The sequence below is a fragment of the Pseudobutyrivibrio sp. OR37 genome, from assembly GCF_900113655.1.
In the GTDB taxonomy this organism is placed as follows: Bacteria; Bacillota; Clostridia; order Lachnospirales; family Lachnospiraceae; genus Pseudobutyrivibrio.
In genome coordinates this window covers 1-20,618 of sequence record NZ_FOQF01000015.1, presented here as the reverse complement: position 1 = coordinate 20,618, position 20,618 = coordinate 1, and the positions used below count along the sequence as shown (strand labels likewise).

Genomic DNA, 20,618 nt, shown 5'->3' with positions numbered 1-20,618 from the left:
AAATGAGTAAGTCACAGGTGATTGCACTTGTTAATCAAAAGGGAGGTACCGGGAAGACGCAAAGCACAGAAAACTTAGGTGTTGGGCTAGCCTCTGAAGGAAAGAAGGTTTTGCTTGTGGATATGGATCCGCAGGGTTCACTTACCATCAGCCTTGGACATCCCAAAGCAGATGAGCTTCCTGTTACCGTGGCGGACATTATGGCGAAGGTTCTTCGGGAAGAACCAATCGCTCCGGGAGAAGGGATTCTTCATCATCCAGAAGGTGTGGATTTGATGCCAGCTAACATTTCTTTATCAGGTATGGAAGTCTCTCTGGTAAATGTCATGAGCCGAGAACAAGTGCTAAAGGAATACATTGATTCCGTAAAAGGCAATTACGATTATGTGCTGATTGACTGCATGCCATCTCTTGGGATGCTTACCGTAAATGCGCTAGCTGCAGCGGATAAATTAGTGATTCCGGTGCAGGCTCAATACCTTTCCGCCAAAGGTTTGGAGCAGTTGCTTCAGACAGTGAACAAGGTAAGGAGGCAGATAAATCCAAAGCTAAAGATTGATGGCATTTTGTTAACCATGGTGGATGGCAGAACAAATTATGCGAAGGATATCAGCAACCTGATTCGCGATACCTATGGTAGCAAGCTGAAGGTCTATAAGACAGAGATTCCACATTCCGTCAGGGCTGCAGAAATCAGTGCAGAAGGAAAAAGTATCTTTGCTCATGATCCAAAAGGGAAGGTGGCAGAAGCCTATAAGAGTTTAACAAAGGAGGTGCTGAAGAATGAAGAAAGAGCGCTCAAACATTCAGCTGAGCAGTTACGATGATATTTTTGGAGGTGATGCATCGGCTGGTAATGCGGAAGCAGTGAATGGTGATACGGTGGTAGATATTCCACTAGATGAATTGCATCCCTTTCGGAACCATCCCTTTAAGGTTCGTGATGATGCTGATATGGAAAAAACAGTGGAGTCCATTCAAGAGTTTGGTGTATTGCAACCAGCTATTGTTCGACCAGACCGCGATGGAGGCTATGAAATCCTGTCAGGACATCGAAGACATCATGCATGTGAAATAGCAGGTCTTCAGACACTTCCTTGTATTGTTAGAGATTTAGATGATGATGCAGCTACGATTTTGATGGTTGATTCGAATCTGCAAAGGGAAGAGATACTGCCAAGTGAGAGAGCATGGGCTTTTAAGATGAAGTTGGATGCGATGAAACATCAGGGCGAACGAAGAGATTTAACTTCGTCCCAAATTGGGACAAAGTTAAGAAGTGATGCGGTTATGGCTGATGAAGTAGGGGTTAGTCGTAATCAGATAGCTCGTTATATCCGCCTCACCAACCTCGACCCAGAACTTCTTCAATTAGTAGATGATAAAATGATGGGCTTTAATCCAGCATACGAGCTTTCTTTTTTGAATTCAGAACAGCAGAAAGATCTTCTCTCAGCTATCGATTATGCCCAGGCGATTCCTTCTTTATCTCAGGCTCAGCGAATCAAGAAACTAGCTTTGAATGGTGAGATTACTCAGGAGGGAATGAACATCATCTTATCTGAGGAGAAGAAACAGGACTTGGATCGAGTCACTTTGAAGCATGACACTTTAAAGAAGTACTTCCCAAAGTCTTATACGCCCAAGCAGATGGAAGATACCATTATCAAGCTACTTGATCAGTGGCAGAAGAAACGTAATAGGGATATGGAACGTTAGGAGGTGATTCTATGCAGGAAGAGATTGAAGAGAAAACTGTCCGACTTGCGATTACTACCACAAAGCTTTCTGTTAGATCATTCATTGCTGGAGTGAAAGCTTACTTGAGACATCGGCAGAAAAAGCAGCTGGCAGCTATTGATGAGCATATCCAGGGCAAGCAATCCATCGATGAACTGATTAAGCAGAATCAAGGAGTAACCAGCATGGTAGTCGGCGATGAAGGGCTTCGTACTTTTGAGCGTATTGCAAAGAAGTACGGTGTAGACTTCGCTGTTATGAAGGATACTTCTGAGAAGCCACCGGTGTTTACGGCTTTTTTCAAAGCCAGAGATACCGATGCAATGGAAGCTGTGGTGAACGAATACAGCAAGAAGATGGTAAAGAAGCAGGAGCGACCAAGTGTGCTTGCGAAGCTTCATAAGTTTATTGAGATTGCAAAGAAACAACCAAACAAGGCAAAGAACAGAACACAGGAGATGACGCGATGACCAAAAAGCAGAAACGACTAATCCTGTTAAATATCCCGTATGTGCTTATGGGATTATTTGCAACAAATCTAGGAGAGGCTTGGAGAATATCGCAGACAATTGATGCGGTAAATGAAGTGGGAGCTCTAGCGCAGGCATTTCCAATAGCTATGGCGAATTTCCTTCCAAGCCTGCATCCTTTTGATTTGATGGTCGGTATTGCTTTTGGTATTGGAATGAAGGTTGTTGTTTATGTAAGAGGTAAAAATGCTAAGAAATACCGTCATGGTGCAGAATATGGAACAGCACGATGGGGTACAGCGCAGGACATTGAGCCATATATGGCTCCAAACTTTAAGGATAATATCATCCTTACCCAAACAGAGCGACTGATGATGAGCAGCCGCCCGAAAAAACCAAAGTATGCAAGAAATAAGAATGTACTTGTAACCGGTGGTTCTGGATCAGGTAAGACCAGGTTTTTCCTGCTTCCGAATCTGTTACAGATGCATTCAAGTTATGTTGTCACAGACCCGAAGGGTGACGTGGTGATCAAAGCAGGTAAGACTCTTTTGAAACATGGCTACAAGTTGAAAATCTTTAATACCATCAACTTCAAAAAGAGCATGCACTACAACCCATTTGCCTATATTCACTCAGAGAAGGACATCTTAAAACTGGTGAATACTCTTATCGCAAATACGAAGGGCGATGGCAAAGCCGGGGATGAATTTTGGACGAAGGCCGAGACTCTTCTTTATTGTGCGCTATTTGGATATATCCATTATGAGGCGCCAGAGGAAGAGCAGAACTTTAATACGCTACTAGAATTTCTGAATGCTTCAGAGGTTCGCGAGGATGATGAGGATTATGAAAATCCAGTAGATATGATGTTTCATGATCTGGAAAAGAAGAGTCCAAATCACTTTGCAGTAAGGCAATATAAGAAGTACAAGCTGGCAGCGGGAAAAACAGCAAAATCTATTCTTGTGAGCTGCGGTGCCAGACTTGCTCCATTTGATATTGCAGAGCTTCGAGAAATCACAAGCTACGATGAATTGGAACTGGACACCTTAGGAGATAGAAAGACAGCATTATTTCTCATTATGAGTGATACAGATGCTACCTTTAATTTTTTGATTTCCATGGTCTACAGTCAGCTTTTCAATCTGCTTTGTGAGAAGGCCGATGATGTGTATGGCGGCAGACTTCCGGTCCACGTCAGATGCCTCATCGATGAGACAGCAAATATCGGACAAATTCCGAACTTGGAGAAGCTGGTAGCAACTATCCGAAGTCGTGAGATTAGCGCTTGCCTGTTCTTGCAGGCGAAGTCACAGCTGAAAGCCATCTATAAGGACAATACGGATACCATCATTGGAAATATGGATTCCCAGTTGTTTCTTGGTGGTACAGAGCCAACCACTCTGAAGGATTTATCCCAGTTCCTTGGAAAGGAAACCATCGACATGTATAACACCGGTGAAAGCAGGGGCAACAATCCATCCTACTCTATGAACTTTCAGAAGAGTGGTAAGGATCTCATGACCGTGGATGAAATCGCAGTCATGGATGGCGACAAGTGCATCTTGCAGCTTCGAGGTGTACGTCCATTTTTGTCGGACAAATACGATGTCACTCAGCATCCACTTTATAGGGAGACTGGAGAGTATGATGAGAGGAATAAGTTGGATATACAACAGTTTGTGCATCAGAATCTGAAGCTTAAAAAGGGTGAGATGTTTGATGTGATTAGGATTTAATGGAATTTAGGCACCTCTTCTAATGAGTAATATGGTAAGATTATTAGAGCACGGAGAGGTGCTTATTTTTACAAATCGAAATTTTTAGAGGCAAATTATATTTCAGTAAAATGCACTATGTAGAGCTTATTATGGAGAAAAAAATGGGGAAGTATAATGAAACTTTTAATTCATGATTATAACAATGAAGAATGGAGTAAAGTAGCAACTAATTATGAGGGATGGAAAATCATTTCAGATGATGGGAATATAAGGCCTTGCATTGGATGTTTTGGATGCTGGCTCAAAACTCCTGGTCAGTGTGTTATCAAGGATGGCTATGACCAGATGGGTAAACTCATCCATGAGGCTGATGAAGTTCTTATTATCAGTAAATATACCTATGGTGGATTTAGCGGATTTATAAAGAATGTTATGGATAGAAGTATCGGCTATTTGCTACCTTTTTTCCGCATTTATAAAGGTGAAATGCATCACAAACCCAGATATAAAGAGCATAAGAAAATCCGATTTGTGTTCAGAGGGGCAGATCTTACCGTGGAAGATAAGGCGAAGGCCTGCAAGTACGTGGAGGCCGTAGCAAAAAACCTTAATACAAAGCCTGAAGATGTCAGCTTCGAGGAATGTCAGGCGGAGAAAGTTGTTGGGCAAGAAAAAGAGTCAGTGGTTGTGGGAAAGACAATTCTCATAAACTGTAGTCTTCGCGGTGAGAATGCTAATTCTAAAAAGTTCTTGGATGTGATCGCGGGACAACTGGTGGATGATGCGACCATTATTAATTTGACCTCGTACGAAAATAAGCTAGACGAGCTTGTTGATATTCTGATGACAGGAGAGAAGCTTGTTTTCGGAATGCCCTTATATGTCGACGGTCTTCCATCTCAGGTGGTCAGACTTATGGAGCTTTTTGAAAAGCATTGCGTTTATGACAAGAAAGTCTATGTTGTTTCAAATATGGGCTTTTATGAAAGCAGGCAGCTTGCAAATCTTATGAGCATGGTTAAGGACTGGTGCAAAGCATGTGGTATAGAATATTGTGGTGGTGTTGCCATTGGTGGTGGCGGAATGATGGGTTCTGTGATCAAGTATGGTAGCAATGGCCCGGGAAAGAATGTATATGACAGCCTTGTAACACTCGGAGAAAGGATAAACAAATCTGATAATTCTTCAGATATTTACACCAGTGCATATAAATTTCCGCGTTTCATGTATTTCTTTGCAGCTAATTCCGGAATGAAGCGAGGAATGGAGACTAAATGAAGCATGAAAACCATATTATTCAGATTGCGGCTGCAAACATGAACGATGCCTTAGTTGTGGGAACCGGAGATTTATCGGAGCTGGTCCTTGGATAGTGTACATATACCTGTAACATCTGCGGAGATTAATATACTGAGGAAATTGAGGCATCTGCCATGAGTACGATAAAAGATAATAGGGAAAATATATTACAGTAAAACGCTCCATCTACCAGGGAGTTGGTGCATAATATCGGAAGTTAATCGCGCAAATTCAAGGTTGCAGAGGGGATTGATATGGCATCAAGCAAAGAATACTTAGATTTTATTTTAGAACAACTTTCAGATTTGGATGATATATCATATAAAGCAATGATGGGGGAGTATATCATTTATTATAAGGGGAAGATTGTTGGCGGCATTTATGATGATCGCTTCCTTGTGAAGAATGCCAAAGCGGCAAAAGAAATGATGCCAGATGGTTCGTTGGAACTCCCTTATGAAGGGGCAAAAGAAATGCTTTTGGTGGATGAAGTTGATAATAGAGAATTTTTAAAAGAACTTTTGGATGCTATGTATGATGAGCTTCCAGAACCAAAGAAAAAGAAATAGACAACTTCAGGTTTGTCGGACAAAACTAAATAAAACCTTACATAGACCAGTACACCTGGGGACGCCCAGATGATTCGTACTGGTCTATTATTATGCCCATTTTTAGCGCAAGGAATGGACATGAGCCGAAACTATTAATCACATTTTCAAGAAAGGAAAATTCGGGAGAAGCTACTTCCGAATGAAGGTACGATGATGAAGGTATTTAGGGCGATCAGATCCTGGTGTAAGAAGGTGTATAGGAAGATTAAGAGATGGATGATGAAGCCGTTTAGGAAGAAAGCGAAACCCGGACCAGAAGAGAAAGACATGGCATTTTTCAATTCAGCAATCACAGTATTACAGACACTTGTTATCGCTCTTGGAGCAGGCTTAGGAGTATGGGGCGTTGTAAACCTTCTTGAGGGTTACGGCAACGATAACCCTGGTGCGAATGCTCATGTACGGTAAAGAAGCAAGCAACCGAAAACAATAGATAGACCGCCAGCACTACACTATTCCGAACCAAAGACCAAAAGATAAGCATTTTGAGAAAATCTAAACTTTTGGATTTTCCTACAATGCCGACTACGGCGGAATCCCTCCCACTCCTTATATATTTCTTTCTGTATACATTGAATTTGTATTTAGTAAAATGCAGACAACACCACGGATCGGCTTTTGGCTGGACAATTCCAACCAAACACCGCAGCAGACAGTAGAAACCATTCTGAACGTTAGGAAGCCGGTATGATTGTTACATATAAGGGGAAGAAAAATTTCTTTTAGATACTTGTTTTCCTAAAACTGATGTGATATAATAATTCAATTCCAGAAAAGGAGTAAAAAATATGCGGCAAGGTATTCTTAAATAAAACTATAATCAAATAGTGGGAACAAAGGATTATGATAGTCCCTTTTGTAGGGGCTTAGTTTTTTGTACCCAATTTAAGAATACTTTTGCCTTATCAATTTTGACATATCCCCAAAAACAGCACTCACAAACAGGTGTATGCTGTATATGTGTATGTCCGCAAATTATCATCCCCAGTGGTAAAAGTATTTTACTGCTGGGGATTTTTATGCCCTTCGGGGCAGTAAAGGGAGGACAATCACATGAAAATAATCAATATTGGAATTCTTGCCCATGTAGACGCTGGAAAGACGACCTTGACGGAGAGCCTGCTATATGCCAGCGGAGCCATTTCAGAACCGGGGAGCGTCGAAAAAGGGACAACGAGGACGGACACCATGTTTTTGGAGCGGCAGCGTGGGATTACCATTCAAGCGGCAGTCACTTCCTTCCAGTGGCACAGATGTAAAGTCAACATTGTGGATACGCCCGGCCACATGGATTTTTTGGCGGAGGTGTACCGCTCTTTGGCTGTTTTAGATGGGGCCATCTTGGTGATCTCCGCTAAAGATGGCGTGCAGGCCCAGACCCGTATTCTGTTCCATGCCCTGCGGAAAATGAACATTCCCACCGTTATCTTTATCAACAAGATCGACCAGGCTGGCGTTGATTTGCAGAGCGTGGTTCAGTCTGTTCGGGATAAGCTCTCCGCCGATATTATCATCAAGCAGACGGTGTCGCTGTCCCCGGAAATAGTCCTGGAGGAAAATACCGACATAGAAGCATGGGATGCGGTCATCGAAAATAACGATAAATTATTGGAAAAGTATATCGCAGGAGAACCAATCAGCCGGGAAAAACTTGTGCGGGAGGAACAGCGGCGGGTTCAAGACGCCTCCCTGTTCCCGGTCTATTATGGCAGCGCCAAAAAGGGCCTTGGCATTCAACCGTTGATGGATGCGGTGACAGGGCTGTTCCAACCGATTGGGGAACAGGGGAGCGCCGCCCTATGCGGCAGCGTTTTCAAGGTGGAGTATACAGATTGCGGCCAGCGGCGTGTCTATCTACGGCTATACAGCGGAACGCTGCGCCTGCGGGATACGGTGGCCCTGGCCGGGAGAGAAAAGCTGAAAATCACAGAGATGCGTATTCCATCCAAAGGGGAAATTGTTCGGACAGACACCGCTTATCCGGGTGAAATTGTTATCCTTCCCAGCGACAGCGTGAGGTTAAACGATGTATTAGGGGACCCAACCCGGCTCCCTCGTAAAAGGTGGCGTGAGGACCCCCTCCCCATGCTGCGGACGTCGATTGCGCCGAAAACGGCAGCGCAAAGAGAACGGCTGCTGGACGCTCTTACGCAACTTGCGGATACTGACCCGCTTTTGCGCTGCGAGGTGGATTCCATCACCCATGAGATCATTCTTTCTTTTTTGGGCCGGGTGCAGTTGGAGGTTGTTTCCGCTTTGCTGTCGGAAAAATACAAGCTTGAAACAGTGGTAAAGGAACCCACCGTCATTTATATGGAGCGGCCGCTCAAAGCAGCCAGCCACACCATCCATATCGAGGTGCCGCCCAACCCGTTTTGGGCATCCATCGGACTGTCTGTTACACCACTCCCGCTTGGCTCCGGTGTACAATACGAGAGCCGGGTTTCGCTGGGATACTTGAACCAGAGTTTTCAAAACGCTGTCAGGGATGGTATCCGTTACGGGCTGGAGCAGGGCTTGTTCGGCTGGAACGTAACGGACTGTAAGATTTGCTTTGAATACGGGCTTTATTACAGTCCGGTCAGCACGCCGGCGGACTTCCGCTCATTGGCCCCGATTGTATTGGAACAGGCATTGAAGGAATCAGGGACGCAACTGCTGGAACCTTATCTCTCCTTCACCCTCTATGCGCCCCGGGAATATCTTTCCAGGGCTTATCATGATGCACCGAAATACTGTGCCACCATCGAAACGGTCCAGGTAAAAAAGGATGAAGTTGTCTTTACTGGCGAGATTCCCGCCCGCTGTATACAGGCATACCGTACTGATCTGGCCTTTTACACCAACGGGCAGAGCGTATGCCTTACAGAACTGAAAGGGTATCAGGCCGCTGTCGGCAAGCCAGTCATCCAGCCCCGCCGTCCAAACAGCCGCCTGGACAAGGTGCGCTATATGTTTCAGAAGGTAATGTAAAGATACATAATCGTCAAGACGGCAACAATCAGAAGTTATGGAGGGTAACAATGGAATATAGTAAGGAAGATTTAATGGAAGCAAAAAAGCAAATTTGGGGAGTGGGAGAGAACATGGGAACAGAGGAAAGTAAAAAAATCTGGGAGGAGAACGCACAATTTTGGGATAATGCAATGGGTGACGAATCTAATGAATTTCACAGAGAGGTAGTGCGTCCCAAAGTAACGGAACTTCTATCTCCTAATCCTGCGGATTACATTTTGGATATTGCGTGTGGCAATGGAAATTATTCTTCGTATCTTGCACAAAGAGGCGCTTCGGTTGTCGCTTTTGATTACAGCAAAAAAATGATAGAATTGGCTAAAAGACGGCAATCACAATATGCAAAACAAATTGAATTTTGTGTGGCGGATGCGACCGATAGAAAAAGTATATTAGAATTAAAAAGAAATCGAGCCTTTACGAAAGCAGTTTCTAATATGGCAATTATGGATATTACGGATATTGAACCACTTCTTATGGCTGTTTATGAACTGTTGCAGGAAAGCGGAATTTTTGTCTTTGCAACGCAACACCCTTGTTTTGTCACGTTGACTGAAAAATATATGACACCGCACAGTTACTATGATATAGCGATTGAAGGGCAACCGAAAGAGCAGATTTATTATCATCGTTCCATACAAGATATTTTTAACCTTTGTTTTAGAGCTGGATTTGTCATTGATGGATTTTATGAAGAATGTTTTAAAACCAACAAAGAAATTCCTATGGTAATGATAGTAAGGCTTAAGAAGGTAAAACGTGATAGCTTAAAATAAATTCAAGTTTGTCGGGTAAATAGCAAACCCAGCCGAGCCAGTCAACGGTCAAGATGAACGGCGCATATGCGCAGCCGTTGACAGCCCCGCCCGCCTTTGCTGGTAGGCAATCAAGGGGCGACAGCAAGAAGTGCCACCGCCCCGCACTATTATTCAGAAAGGGGAATTTCCATGACCGACCAGATAGCCTATCAAGAATATATCCAGCGCAGGTACAACGCCTTTTGCAAGACTGTTATCCGCTGTGCCGCCTTGGACAAGATTTTGAAGCTTAAACGGCAATGGGAACGGCAAGTTTCCCTTGACTATCTGATGAACGAGAAGTTTGTCCAGTTTGCCGCGTCGGAGCCGGACGAGGAATACCCATTTACCGTCTGCGGTCAGACCGTCCTGCTCTGCAACGCCGCCCTTGCCGACGCGATCTCTGTTTTGCCGGAGCAGACGCGGGAAGAAATCCTGCGCTATTACTTTCTGCGCCAGCCGCAGCGCGTGATCGGCGCGTGTATTGGCCGGTCACGCAGCACAGCGGGGCGGCATATCCAGCTTGCCTTGCAGCGGCTACGCGAAGAAATGGGGGTGAGCCGGTATGAGTAGACTTCTCCCCTATGAAACAATCCTCAAAGCCCGTGAGGGCGACCCAGAAGCCGTGAACGCTGTCCTGCTCCACTACGCCGGATATATCCGCTATTTCTCAAAAGTGAACGGGCAGGTCAACGCCGAGGTGGAGGACTATGTAAAGCAGCGGTTAATTGACTGTCAATTCAAGTTCCGGCTTGACGAACCACCGGACAAGTCATAAAAACTGAATACCAGCCGCCACCGACGCGGCCAGCGAAAGCAGTAAGTCTTGAAAAAGATTTACTGCTTTTTTTGTTGTCCGGCTCCGCTCCCGGCCATTTTGCCCCCTGCCGGTTGTAGTAGTAAGCGAGGAGGGAATTTTTCTGCCCTGGTGTTTGGCATTTGGAGCATTTACCCGTAGTAGAGGGCAAAGAGAAAGGATTTCTCCAACACCGGGTAGAAACCACTGCGTCCGGTGTCATTTTAGCGAAAGCGGGCAGGAATGCCCTTTACAGGATTAGTAGTAGCAGAAAAAGAGAAACAAACTTTTGTGGTTGCAGTTTTCCAAAAAAGTGGCGGACGGAAGTGAGAGAAAGTTTGCAGTCACGGAGAGCAAGTTTCTACCACGGTGCCAAAATCCGCAATTCTGCAGTTTTGCCCCTCGCGGGAAACTTGTTGGGGAGTGCCTTCCCCAAACCCTGCTCATGCGCCCTTACGGGCGAGAAAGGAGGTCACACCATGCGAAAGAAATACAACACGCCCCACCGCAGCCGCGTTGTGAAAACCCGGCTGTCCGAAGATGAGTATGCCGACTTCACAGCGCGGCTTGCGCCCTATGGTATCAGCCAGTCCGAATTTCTCCGGCAGGCGATACGGCGGGCGACCATACGCCCGGTTGTCCATGTGTCGTCGGTCAATGACGAGTTGCTTTCCGCTGTCGGGAAGCTGACAGCCGAGTACGGCAGGATCGGCGGCAACCTCAATCAGATTGCCCGGTATCTGAACGAATACGGCGTACCCTACAACACCCTTTCCGGCGAGGTACGCGCCGCCATATCCGACCTTGCCGTCCTCAAGTATGAAGTCCTCAAGAAAGTAGGTGACGCGGTTGGCAACACTCAAGCATATCAACTCTAAAAACGCCGACTACGGAGCCGCCGAGCAATATCTTCTCTTTGAGCATGACGAGTTTACCATGAAGCCCGTCCTTGATGAAACCGGCAGGCTTATCCCCCGCGAGGACTACCGGCTGTCCACGCTGAACTGCGACGGGGAGGATTTTGCCGTTGCGTGTATGCGGGCCAATCTCCGCTATCAGAAAAACCAGCGGCGGGAAGATGTGAAAAGCCACCACTACATCATCAGCTTTGACCCGCGGGACGGGCCGGACAACGGCCTGACCGTAGACCGGGCGCAGGCGTTGGGGGAACAATTCTGTAAAGAGCATTTTACCGGCCACCAGGCCCTTGTCTGCACCCACCCGGACGGGCATAACCACAGCGGCAACATTCATGTGCATATCGTCATAAACAGCCTGCGGATTGAGGAAGTGCCGTTCCTGCCCTACATGGACAGGCCGGCCGATACGAAAGTCGGCTGCAAGCACCGATGTACCGACGCTGCCCTGCGCTACTTCAAATCCGAAGTCATGGAGATGTGCCACCGGGAGGGGCTTTATCAAATCGACCTCTTGAACGGCAGCAAGAACCGCGTCACCGACCGGGAGTATTGGGCGCAGAAAAAGGGACAGGCCGCGCTGGACAAGCAGAACGCCCCCATGATTGCCGATAGTATCACGCCCCGGCAGACCAAGTTTGAAACGAACAAGGAGAAGCTGCGGCAGACCCTACGGAAAGCCCTTGCCACCGCCGCCAGCTTTGACGAGTTTTCCTCTCTGTTGCTGCAGGAGGGTGTGACCGTCAAGGAGAGCCGGGGGCGGCTTTCCTACCTCACGCCGGACAGGACAAAGCCAATTACCGCCCGGAAGCTGGGCGACGATTTTGACCGCGCCGCTGTCTTTGCCGTTTTAGAGCAAAACGCCGCCAGAGCAGCCGAAGCGCCAGCCAGATCCCCCGATCCCCCACGCACCATAAAAGACCGCTTGCAGGTTGCCAGAGCCGAGATAGCCGCCCCGAAACAGGACGGAGTGCAGCGGCTTGTGGACATTGAGCAGAAAATGGCCGAGGGCAAAGGCCGGGGCTATGAACGCTGGGCGAAGATACACAATCTGAAGCAGGCCGCCAAAACGCTGTCCGTCTACCAGCAATACGGCTTTACTTCCCCGGAGCAGTTAGAAGCCGCCGTTGACACCGCCTATCAGAAAATGCGCCAGACCAGCGGCGAACTGAAAGCACTGGAAACGAAGCTGCAAGGGAAAAAGAAGTTGCAGCGGCAGGTGTTGGCCTACGCCCAGACCAAGGCCGCCCGCGACGGGCTGCGGGCACAGAAATCCGAGAAAGCCCGCGCCGCATACCGGCAGGCCCATGAGAGCGATTTTATCATAGCCGACGCAGCAGCCCGGTATTTCAAGGCGCATGGCATTACCAAGCTGCCCGCCCGGAAAGCGTTGCAGGCCGAGATCGAGCAGCTTATCTCCGAGAAAGACGGCCTGTATAACACCTATCACGAACAGAAACAGCGGTTCAAGGAGTTGCAGACCGTCAAGCGGAACATCGACCAGATTTTGCGCCGGGACGAGCCGCACCGCAGAAAGGAGCAGAGCCATGAGCGATAACCTGCCCCACATGGACTACCGCCAGCACCGGCGGGCGCGGCGGCTGGTACATGAGTGCTGTAACTACGATGAGGGGAACTGCCTGCTATTGGACGACGGGGAGCCTTGCGTGTGCGTCCAGAGCATTTCCTTTTCCCTCATGTGCCACTGGTTCCGTGTGGCTGTCCTGCCCCTTGACGGGGAGCTGGCCGCAGCCCTCTTGTGCCGGGGAAGCCGGAAACGGTGTGCCGTCTGCGGGGCGGCCTTTGTCCCCAAATCCAACCGGGGAAAATACTGCCCCGACTGCGCCGGGCGCATGAAGAAAATCAAAGCCGCCGAGAGAAAGCGGAAACAAAGGCAGAGATGTCACGCTTTAGAGCCTTTCAAACCCGCATAAATCAAGGCTTTTTTCGTGGGTGTCAAAGGGTACGCGATACATTTATCCTTTTCCCCCGGAAACGGCGTTTTAATGCGTGACAATACGCCAAAATCAACCCGAACACAGGGAGGTGATCCTATCGCTGATTATATCAGGGCAGACACGCGGCTGCCCGCCTATCTGCCGTATCCCCGTTTCCTGCTGAAAATGGAGATTTCACAGACCGCCAAGCTGCTGTATTCGCTGCTGTTAGACCGTTCCACCCTCTCCCAGAAAAACAAGTGGCTGGACGACGAGGGCAGGATTTATATTATCTATCCCATCGCGGAGATAGCAGAAATACTGGATAAAGGCAGCACCACCATCAAGGGGGCGCTTAATGAACTGGACACGGCGGGGCTGTTGGAACGGGAACGGGGCGGCTTCTCCGCACCGAACCGGCTTTATGTCAAAGTACCGCCAGTGCCACAGGTACAGTTTTCAGACCAACTGATGGCCGGAAGTCCGCCCCTCATAGAGCCGGAAAACCGTCCTACTGATGGTCAGAAAACCGACCTTATGATGGTCGGAAAACCGTCCCCTAACCAAACTACTATAAACAACCTTACAGAGAGCCAAACAAAGGGAGTGAGTGGGGGGCCGTCCGCGCCCTATGGCCGATATGGAAATATTTTTCTGTCACAGACCGAATACGACGAGTTGCAGGCAGAGTACCCTGACAGGCTGGAACGGTTCATCGAGGAAATGAGCCGCTACCTTGCCGCCAACGGGAAAAGCTACCAGAACTATGCCGCCGCCCTGCGGATATGGGCGGGGAACGACAAAAAGGAAGCCCCTAAAAAGGGCATACCAGACTACTCATGCAAGGAGGGCGAGAGTTTATGAAGAATGAAATCAACGCGGTTTTGGAGAATATGACGACCACCATCCCGGAGCCGGAGGACTACACCGGCGAGGACGGTTTACTGTACTGCGGCAAGTGCCGCAAGCCGAAAGAAGCCTATTTTGCGCCGGATAAGGCCGCTATCTTCGGGCGCGACCGCCACCCGGCAGAGTGCGACTGCCAGAGAACCGCCCGCGAGGAACGGGAAGCCGCCGAAAAGCGGCGCAGACACCTTGACACCGTGGAAGAACTGAAACGCCGGGGCTTTACCGACCCCACCATGCGGGACTGGACTTTCGAGAACGACAACGGCAGGAACCCGCAGACCGGGCTTGCCCGCCGGTATGTGGAGCATTGGGAAGATATGCGGACAGACAATATCGGCTGCCTGTTCTGGGGCGGCGTAGGCACCGGCAAAAGCTACCTTGCAGGCTGTATCGCAAACGCCCTCATGGAGAAAGAAATCCCCGTCCGCATGACGAACTTTGCTCTTATCCTCAATGACCTTGCCGCCAGCTTTGAGGGGCGCAACGAGTACATTTCCCGCCTTTGTCGTTATCCGCTGCTGATCCTTGACGACTTCGGCATGGAACGCGGGACGGAATACGGGCTGGAACAGGTGTTCAATGTGATTGACAGCCGTTACCGCAGCGGCAAGCCGCTGATCGTCACGACCAACCTTACGCTGGACGACCTGCACAACCCGGAGGACACCGCCCATTCCCGGATTTATGACCGCCTGCTTTCCATGTGCGTCCCGGTACGCTTTACCGGCGACAACTTCCGGCAGGAAACCGCCAAGCGGAAAATGGAGAGCATGAAGAAACTGATTACCGACTGAAAGGAGTATTGCCTATGGCAGATAACAAGCAGCACGACACCCGCACCACCCGCCGCCCTGACTGTGTGACGGAAATCCGCATGGGCAATTCCGTCCTTGTCGTGTCCGGCTATTTCAAGAAAGACACCACAACCACAGCCGCCGACAAAATGGCGCGGGTACTGGAAGCGGAAGCCGCTGCTACACAGGAGCCGACTTATCCGGCGTGAACCGGGGCATGGAAAAGCGGCCATGCCAGGGAGCATGACCGCTGGAACGAAAATCGGAAGTGCTTTAGCAATTCTTAATCTCATTCTCTATAAAATAATTTGCAATTTCAAAGGCTTTTATTCTTCTCTTTGCCAATGTGATTTGTGATTTATAACGCTCGGAATTATCCTTTGATTCAAATGTTTTTACTGTTTCTCTTAGCTTGTGCAGAGTTGAATCAATTTGCCTTTTGGCCGCGGTTAATTCATCTATTGTATACTTCATGTTTTCTCCTTTAACTTCTGATTTTTTTGTTAAATCAGAGTATACCACGGAGTTATGAACTTTTCTACTGCAAATATGGGACGACAACCCATACCATAAAAATCGGAAAATTGAAAAGCTGTAAAGAAGCAAATTTAACGCTTTTGCCGCTGTACAGCCCCCGCCGTTCCGTGGTACAATGAAACCACGGAATAGTGGGGCTGGCTGTCGGAAACGGAGGATTTTATGTTAAGACAAGCCACCCAAAACCTCATTACCGCCCTTTATCCGAGATTGTCCCACGAGGATGAATTGCAAGGCGAGAGTAATTCCATATCGAACCAAAAAAGGATACTCGAAACCTACGCAAAACAGAACGGCTTTACCAATCTGCGCTGGTACACCGACGACGGTTTTTCCGGCGCGAACTTCCAGCGGCCCGGATTTCAAGCCATGCTTGCGGACATTGAAGCCGGGAAAGTGGGTACGGTCATCGTCAAGGACATGAGCCGGTTAGGGCGAAACTACTTGCAGGTAGGGTTTTACACGGAAATGCTGTTCCCTCAAAAGGGTGTGCGTTTTATCGCTGTCAACGATAATGTGGACAGTGCCAGCGAGGGCATGGACAACGATTTTACCCCGCTGCGAAATCTGTTCAATGAATGGCTGGTGAGAGATACGAGCAAGAAAATCAAGGCAGTGAAAAAGTCAAAAGGCATGAGCGGCAAGCCTGTTACCAGCAAGCCGGTTTACGGCTATGTGATGGACGAGGACGAGAATTTTATTATAGACGAGGAAGCCGCCCCGGTGGTGCAGCAGATTTACCAGCTTTGCCTTGCCGGGAACGGCCCGACCAAGATTGCCCGTATGCTGACGGAGCAGCAAATCCCCACGCCGGGGACGCTGGAATATCAGCGGACAGGCAGCACCCGCCGTTATCACCCAGGCTATGAGTGCAAATGGGCGACCAACACCGTCGTTCATATCCTCGAAAACCGAGAGTACACCGGATGTCTGGTGAACTTCAAAACGGAAAAGCCTTCTTATAAGGTCAAGCACAGCATAGAGAACCCCGTCGAGAAGCAGGCCATTTTCGAGAACCACCATGAGCCGATCATCGACAAGGAAACATGGGAACGGGTGCAGGAGTTACGCAAACAGCGCAAACGCCCGAACCGCTACGATGAAGTGGGGCTGTTCTCCGGGATTTTGTTCTGCGCCGACTGCGGCCATGTGCTGTATCAGCAGCGGTATCAGAACAAAGACCGCAAACAGGACTGCTACATCTGCGGCAGCTACAAGAAGCGCACCCGCAACTGTACGGCGCACTTTATCCGCACCGATCTGTTGACCGCTGGTGTCCTGGCAAATCTCCGGCAAGTGACCGAATACGCAGCCAAGCATGAGAGCCGGTTTGTGAAACTACTTGTCCAGCAGAACGAGATCGGCGGCAAGCGAAAGACCGCCGCAGCCATCAAGCAGCTTGAACAGGCGCAGGAACGCATTTCTGAAATCAGCCGCATTATCAAGCGGCTGTATGAGGACAATGTAAACGGCAAAATCAGCGATGAGCGTTTCATGGAACTGTCGGCTGACTACGAAGCCGAGCAAGCGGAGCTGAAAAAGAGAGCCGCCGCCCTGCAAGCCGAACTGGACAAGTCACAGGCAGCTACCGTCAACGCCGAGAAATTTATGGGCATTGTCCGCAAGCACCTTGCCTTTGAAGAACTGACCCCCACTCTCTTGCGGGAAATGATCGAGAAAATTGTGGTGCATGAGTGCAGCTATGATGAGAACGGCACCCGCAGGCAGGACATTGAGATTTATTACAGCTTTGTCGGCAAGATTGACTTGCCCGAATAACCGCCCGACCTATCCGACACAATGGCCAAGTGTCGGATAGGAACGGCAAAATTTTTTGCACTTCTATTGCTTCTTTATCACACATAAGCAAAGTCGCAGGGAATGAAGCAGCCCATGGCTGGCGGTGGTGTTGCCCTCATCGGCACACAGCTCATCCCACTACTTGCAGGCTTATTCTAATTTAAACGGTTCCAAAAACTAAATATGGAGGACATAGAAAGCTGGTTGCAGAGATGTAGCCAGCTTTTTCCTCAAAAAAAATAGGCCATTGCCATTAGCAACGACCTTACAAAAACCCAAAGGTTTATTTGATGTTAACTATAGTATAAACAGTTTAAATGGTGGCGTCAATGAGTTTTGTCAAAAAATCCATAGTTGTTGAAATGGAAAGATTGTTTTTAAAGTATGAAGAATTCTTAACCATTCGACCATGAATAAAATCTTTGAGTCTATTAAACTGCCTTGTTCTTACACTTTTTGAGACATAAATATTGTGAGCATAAATCAAACAACAGATTTCAAATATTGGTCTACATGAGAGCTTTTTTTGACGTTCTCGTTTTCCGATTGATGGAATAGTAGATAGATATTTTGAAATAGTTGTATTGGGTTTAGTTGTACCAATCTGAGGACGTAAATCTAAAAGTAAGCAAGTATTATGTCCACATGCATTTCTTAAATTCCTTACAGGATTAATTATGTTGTACTTGAGCTGATTTTGTAGCCCATAACTTGAATAGTAGTAATTATAGAAACATACAAAATCTGCAAAACTTAAAAGTTCTGTAAGAACCCAAGCAGGACAATCAATATTTGTTACTTTTGGACTTCCGCTGGATTTATCTATAGAAAAGTATTTATCAATAAGTCCACCAGTAAAAGCACTTCCTGATTTGTAGGCAATACCTGATTCAATGTGAGGATATGCTGCTAAAAACTTAGTTACGATATTATAACCATTTTCTTGAGGATTATCCTCAATATCTGTAACTAATGATACTTTGAGCGCATGCTCAACATCTACGCACATATCGAAAAGAATTTCTCGCAGATGCATATCTAAAGAAGAAAGTTCTGCAAGATAAGCAAAATCTAAATCTATGTATTTACCTTCCTGCTCACCGGAAGAATGTTTTGAAAAATTTTTTCTATAAGCTGCGGTGCGAAGATAATTATTTGATTCGCGTAGATATTTTTCGGCATCAGATTCAGACATAATATTAAAGGTGATACCTTTTTCATCACGCATTTTTTCTATGAGCTGAAGAGATGTAAGCTTTGGCTTGTTTAATAGATTACTCGTAGTAATATCCTCCCAATATGATTTCCATATAATCATACCATTTGATTATTTTAATTAAAAGTAAATGATGAAAGGAGCTTTAAATTTATGAAAATACGATTACCAACAATTTAAACATCAGTAAAAAAAACAAACGGATAGTGCTAGAGAGAGAAATGCATCCCAGATAGGAAACTTATAGACTTGGGATGAATGATAATGGAGTCTGTTTTGGAACTATGCATCCCAAATGTGATTTTTTGTTTTTGGGATGCATAGCTTTAGAGAAGATTATAGAAAAATGCATCCCATAGTCCTTTTTGAGATTTAGGGATGCATGAGTTTTAGATAATTTTCAGCGTAATGCATCCCATAGGTAAGATTTTGGTATTTGGGATGAAAAATATTTTAAAATGGACCCCATAGAGTGGACACGTTAATAAATAATTAGGAAGTATTTTTTGTAATGAATCCATAATGTGGACACATTTTACTATGGATTTTATCTTCATAAAGATTAGAAAACCAATAGTGGACACAGATTTGGCAGTCAATTGCTGATATAATTAGCAATGGAAGGATAATTTTTATGAAGAAGAAAGAACGTGTTTACTCAGATGAACAAATTAGCATACTTGAACAGAATCCATACACTCACTCTGTTACCCCATATAGGCTAACTTTCACATTAGCTTTTAAAGAGTTTTTTATGTCTCAAGTATATAAGCCAGGAATGACTTGTCCGAAGATACTGAAGGCAGCTGGATATGATCCTAAAATGTTTTCCCGTCCATTTATAGATCATCTTCGAAAAAGGATTTTAGTTGAGGCAGCATCACCAGAAGGTTTACAACCTCCTAAAGGCTTATCTCAAGCAGAAAGAATCAAAGCTTTTGCAGAAAAAGATTTGGATAGTCAAAGGACTTCAACATCATTAAAAGAGCTCCAAAGCAGAGTAGTCCATCTAGAACAGCAAGTTGAATTTTTAAAAAAAATTTCAAATACCTTGCATCCACCGGAGGTTTAAAAAATAAAAAATATTTAGTGTTCGAAGCCATAAAAAAAGAACTCGAATCTGAATATAACAATCTTGATGTAAAAGAACTATGCTCTCTAGCAGGAGTATCTCGTTCTGGTTATTATCGATATATATCAGAGGATGGAGCACAAAAACGGTACAATAAGGAACTAAAGGATAGGGAAGATTTTGCTCTTATAAAAATTGCCTATGACTATAGAGGCTATGCAAAGGGATATCGTAGCATTTGCATGCGACTAAATAGGATGGGCACTCCTATGAACCATAAAAAAGTACTTAGGCTCATGAATAAATATGGGCTAAAGTGCCCTATTAGAAAAGCTAATCCTTACAGGCGAATGGCAAAGGCTATAAAAACAAATGTTGTAGCTCCCAACATCGTTGAGAGACAGTTTAAGAGCCATGGACCACGCCAAGTTCTTTTAACCGATATAACCTACATAAGATTACAAAAAAACTTTTGCTATCTATCTGTAATAATTGATGCTTTTACCATGCAAGTACTATCCTTTGTACTTAGTGAATCATTAGAAGTAGATTTTGTGTTAGAAACTGTAAATATACTAATCAAAAATCATCTGCATTCACTAGAAGCTACCACGATAATTCATTCAGATCAGGGTTGTCACTATACAAGTGTGAAATTTAGAGAACTAATAAAGGATTCGAATCTGAGACAATCCATGTCAAGGAGAGGTAATTGCTGGGATAACGCGCCCCAAGAAAGTTTCTTTGGGCACATGAAAGATGAACTAGCTCCATACATCCCTTTTTGGGAAACGTTCGATGATGTGAATCTTCGAATAACTGATTGGATGGACTACTATAATAACGACAGATATCAGTCTCAATTAAAAGGAATGGCTCCTAACGAGTACTATCATTACATAGTTACAAATAAGTTACCATCAGCATTGACATAAAAATACGGCCAAAAGAATTGGCCGTGTCCTTGACAAGGGGTTCACTTTA

The 20,618-nt window shown here is 46.3% G+C and carries 22 protein-coding genes and 1 pseudogene; 21 read left to right on the top strand and 2 right to left on the bottom strand.

What is annotated here, in order from left to right:
- Positions 1-2 precede the first annotated feature (2 nt).
- From BM097_RS08750 to BM097_RS08655, 17 genes are all read left to right on the top strand, one after another.
- The gene (locus tag BM097_RS08750; protein WP_090548157.1) at positions 3-827 is read left to right on the top strand and encodes a ParA family protein; all 825 of its coding nucleotides are present in this window, start codon (positions 3-5) and stop codon (positions 825-827) included.
- Complete coding sequence (locus tag BM097_RS08745) at positions 784-1,719, top strand: ParB/RepB/Spo0J family partition protein (RefSeq protein WP_090548155.1); 936 nt, start codon at positions 784-786, stop codon at positions 1,717-1,719. Before BM097_RS08750 ends, BM097_RS08745 begins: the two co-directional genes overlap by 44 nt.
- A gap of 11 nt (positions 1,720-1,730) precedes the next feature.
- Positions 1,731-2,210, top strand: coding sequence for a PcfB family protein (locus BM097_RS08740; protein ID WP_090548153.1), 480 nt, complete (start codon positions 1,731-1,733; stop codon positions 2,208-2,210).
- Positions 2,207-3,952, top strand: a complete 1,746-nt coding sequence (locus tag BM097_RS08735) for a VirD4-like conjugal transfer protein, CD1115 family (protein ID WP_090548150.1) — start codon at positions 2,207-2,209, stop codon at positions 3,950-3,952. Before BM097_RS08740 ends, BM097_RS08735 begins: the two co-directional genes overlap by 4 nt.
- A 156-nt stretch (positions 3,953-4,108) precedes the next feature.
- Positions 4,109-5,212, top strand: a complete 1,104-nt coding sequence (locus tag BM097_RS16365) for a flavodoxin family protein (RefSeq protein WP_176761895.1) — start codon at positions 4,109-4,111, stop codon at positions 5,210-5,212.
- 275 nt (positions 5,213-5,487) lie between these two features.
- The gene (locus BM097_RS08725; RefSeq protein WP_090419341.1) at positions 5,488-5,802 is read left to right on the top strand and encodes a TfoX/Sxy family protein; all 315 of its coding nucleotides are present in this window, start codon (positions 5,488-5,490) and stop codon (positions 5,800-5,802) included.
- Between the two features lie 309 nt (positions 5,803-6,111).
- Positions 6,112-6,252, top strand: coding sequence for a Maff2 family mobile element protein (locus tag BM097_RS08720; protein ID WP_090529987.1), 141 nt, complete (start codon positions 6,112-6,114; stop codon positions 6,250-6,252).
- A gap of 645 nt (positions 6,253-6,897) precedes the next feature.
- Entirely contained in the window at positions 6,898-8,817 is a 1,920-nt protein-coding gene (tet(W), locus tag BM097_RS08710) for a tetracycline resistance ribosomal protection protein Tet(W) (RefSeq protein WP_090548148.1), read from the top strand.
- A 50-nt stretch (positions 8,818-8,867) separates the two neighbouring features.
- Positions 8,868-9,635, top strand: coding sequence for a class I SAM-dependent methyltransferase (locus tag BM097_RS08705; protein ID WP_002586626.1), 768 nt, complete (start codon positions 8,868-8,870; stop codon positions 9,633-9,635).
- Between the two features lie 171 nt (positions 9,636-9,806).
- Positions 9,807-10,229, top strand: coding sequence for a sigma-70 RNA polymerase sigma factor region 4 domain-containing protein (locus tag BM097_RS08695; RefSeq protein ID WP_002586616.1), 423 nt, complete (start codon positions 9,807-9,809; stop codon positions 10,227-10,229).
- Positions 10,222-10,434 carry a helix-turn-helix domain-containing protein gene (locus tag BM097_RS08690; RefSeq protein ID WP_002586615.1) on the top strand — a complete coding sequence of 71 codons (213 nt, stop codon included), beginning with the start codon at positions 10,222-10,224 and terminating at the stop codon, positions 10,432-10,434. The genes BM097_RS08695 and BM097_RS08690 overlap by 8 nt, the downstream gene beginning before the upstream one ends.
- Positions 10,435-10,931: 497 nt before the next feature.
- Entirely contained in the window at positions 10,932-11,330 is a 399-nt protein-coding gene (locus tag BM097_RS08680; RefSeq protein WP_002596229.1) for a plasmid mobilization protein, read from the top strand.
- Positions 11,302-12,927 carry a relaxase/mobilization nuclease domain-containing protein gene (locus BM097_RS08675; RefSeq protein ID WP_090548144.1) on the top strand — a complete coding sequence of 542 codons (1,626 nt, stop codon included), beginning with the start codon at positions 11,302-11,304 and terminating at the stop codon, positions 12,925-12,927. The genes BM097_RS08680 and BM097_RS08675 overlap by 29 nt, the downstream gene beginning before the upstream one ends.
- Positions 12,917-13,303, top strand: a complete 387-nt coding sequence (locus BM097_RS08670) for a cysteine-rich VLP domain-containing protein (protein WP_002596231.1) — start codon at positions 12,917-12,919, stop codon at positions 13,301-13,303. The genes BM097_RS08675 and BM097_RS08670 overlap by 11 nt, the downstream gene beginning before the upstream one ends.
- 132 nt (positions 13,304-13,435) lie before the next feature.
- Positions 13,436-14,170 (top strand): replication initiator protein A, encoded by a 735-nt coding sequence (locus BM097_RS08665; RefSeq protein ID WP_087325174.1) that lies wholly within the window; start codon positions 13,436-13,438, stop codon positions 14,168-14,170.
- The gene (locus BM097_RS08660) at positions 14,167-15,009 is read left to right on the top strand and encodes an ATP-binding protein (protein WP_002596233.1); all 843 of its coding nucleotides are present in this window, start codon (positions 14,167-14,169) and stop codon (positions 15,007-15,009) included. The genes BM097_RS08665 and BM097_RS08660 overlap by 4 nt, the downstream gene beginning before the upstream one ends.
- 14 nt (positions 15,010-15,023) lie before the next feature.
- Positions 15,024-15,218 carry a transposon-encoded TnpW family protein gene (locus BM097_RS08655; protein WP_002596234.1) on the top strand — a complete coding sequence of 65 codons (195 nt, stop codon included), beginning with the start codon at positions 15,024-15,026 and terminating at the stop codon, positions 15,216-15,218.
- Positions 15,219-15,282: 64 nt separating this feature from the next.
- Here the strand turns inward: BM097_RS08655 and BM097_RS08650 are convergent, their stop codons facing one another.
- Positions 15,283-15,483 (bottom strand): hypothetical protein, encoded by a 201-nt coding sequence (locus tag BM097_RS08650; protein ID WP_002596235.1) that lies wholly within the window; start codon positions 15,481-15,483, stop codon positions 15,283-15,285.
- Positions 15,484-15,708: 225 nt separating this feature from the next.
- On the opposite strand from BM097_RS08650, the gene BM097_RS08645 reads away from it, so the two are divergent.
- Both BM097_RS08645 and BM097_RS16675 read left to right on the top strand, forming a co-directional pair.
- Complete coding sequence (locus tag BM097_RS08645; RefSeq protein ID WP_002596236.1) at positions 15,709-17,325, top strand: recombinase family protein; 1,617 nt, start codon at positions 15,709-15,711, stop codon at positions 17,323-17,325.
- A gap of 87 nt (positions 17,326-17,412) precedes the next feature.
- Positions 17,413-17,505 (top strand): annotated as a pseudogene (locus BM097_RS16675) (Maff2 family mobile element protein); the annotation flags it as partial.
- A gap of 154 nt (positions 17,506-17,659) precedes the next feature.
- Here BM097_RS16675 and BM097_RS08635 read toward each other — a convergent pair.
- Positions 17,660-18,574 (bottom strand): Abi family protein, encoded by a 915-nt coding sequence (locus BM097_RS08635; RefSeq protein ID WP_177197419.1) that lies wholly within the window; start codon positions 18,572-18,574, stop codon positions 17,660-17,662.
- Positions 18,575-19,196: 622 nt separating this feature from the next.
- Between BM097_RS08635 and BM097_RS08630 the strand changes: the two genes are divergently transcribed.
- Entirely contained in the window at positions 19,197-19,634 is a 438-nt protein-coding gene (locus BM097_RS08630; RefSeq protein ID WP_090546715.1) for an HTH domain-containing protein, read from the top strand.
- Positions 19,589-20,569: an IS3 family transposase gene (locus BM097_RS08625; protein WP_143084959.1), complete on the top strand. Its 981-nt coding sequence runs from the start codon at positions 19,589-19,591 to the stop codon at positions 20,567-20,569. The genes BM097_RS08630 and BM097_RS08625 overlap by 46 nt, the downstream gene beginning before the upstream one ends.
- The last annotated feature ends 49 nt before the right edge of the window (positions 20,570-20,618 follow it).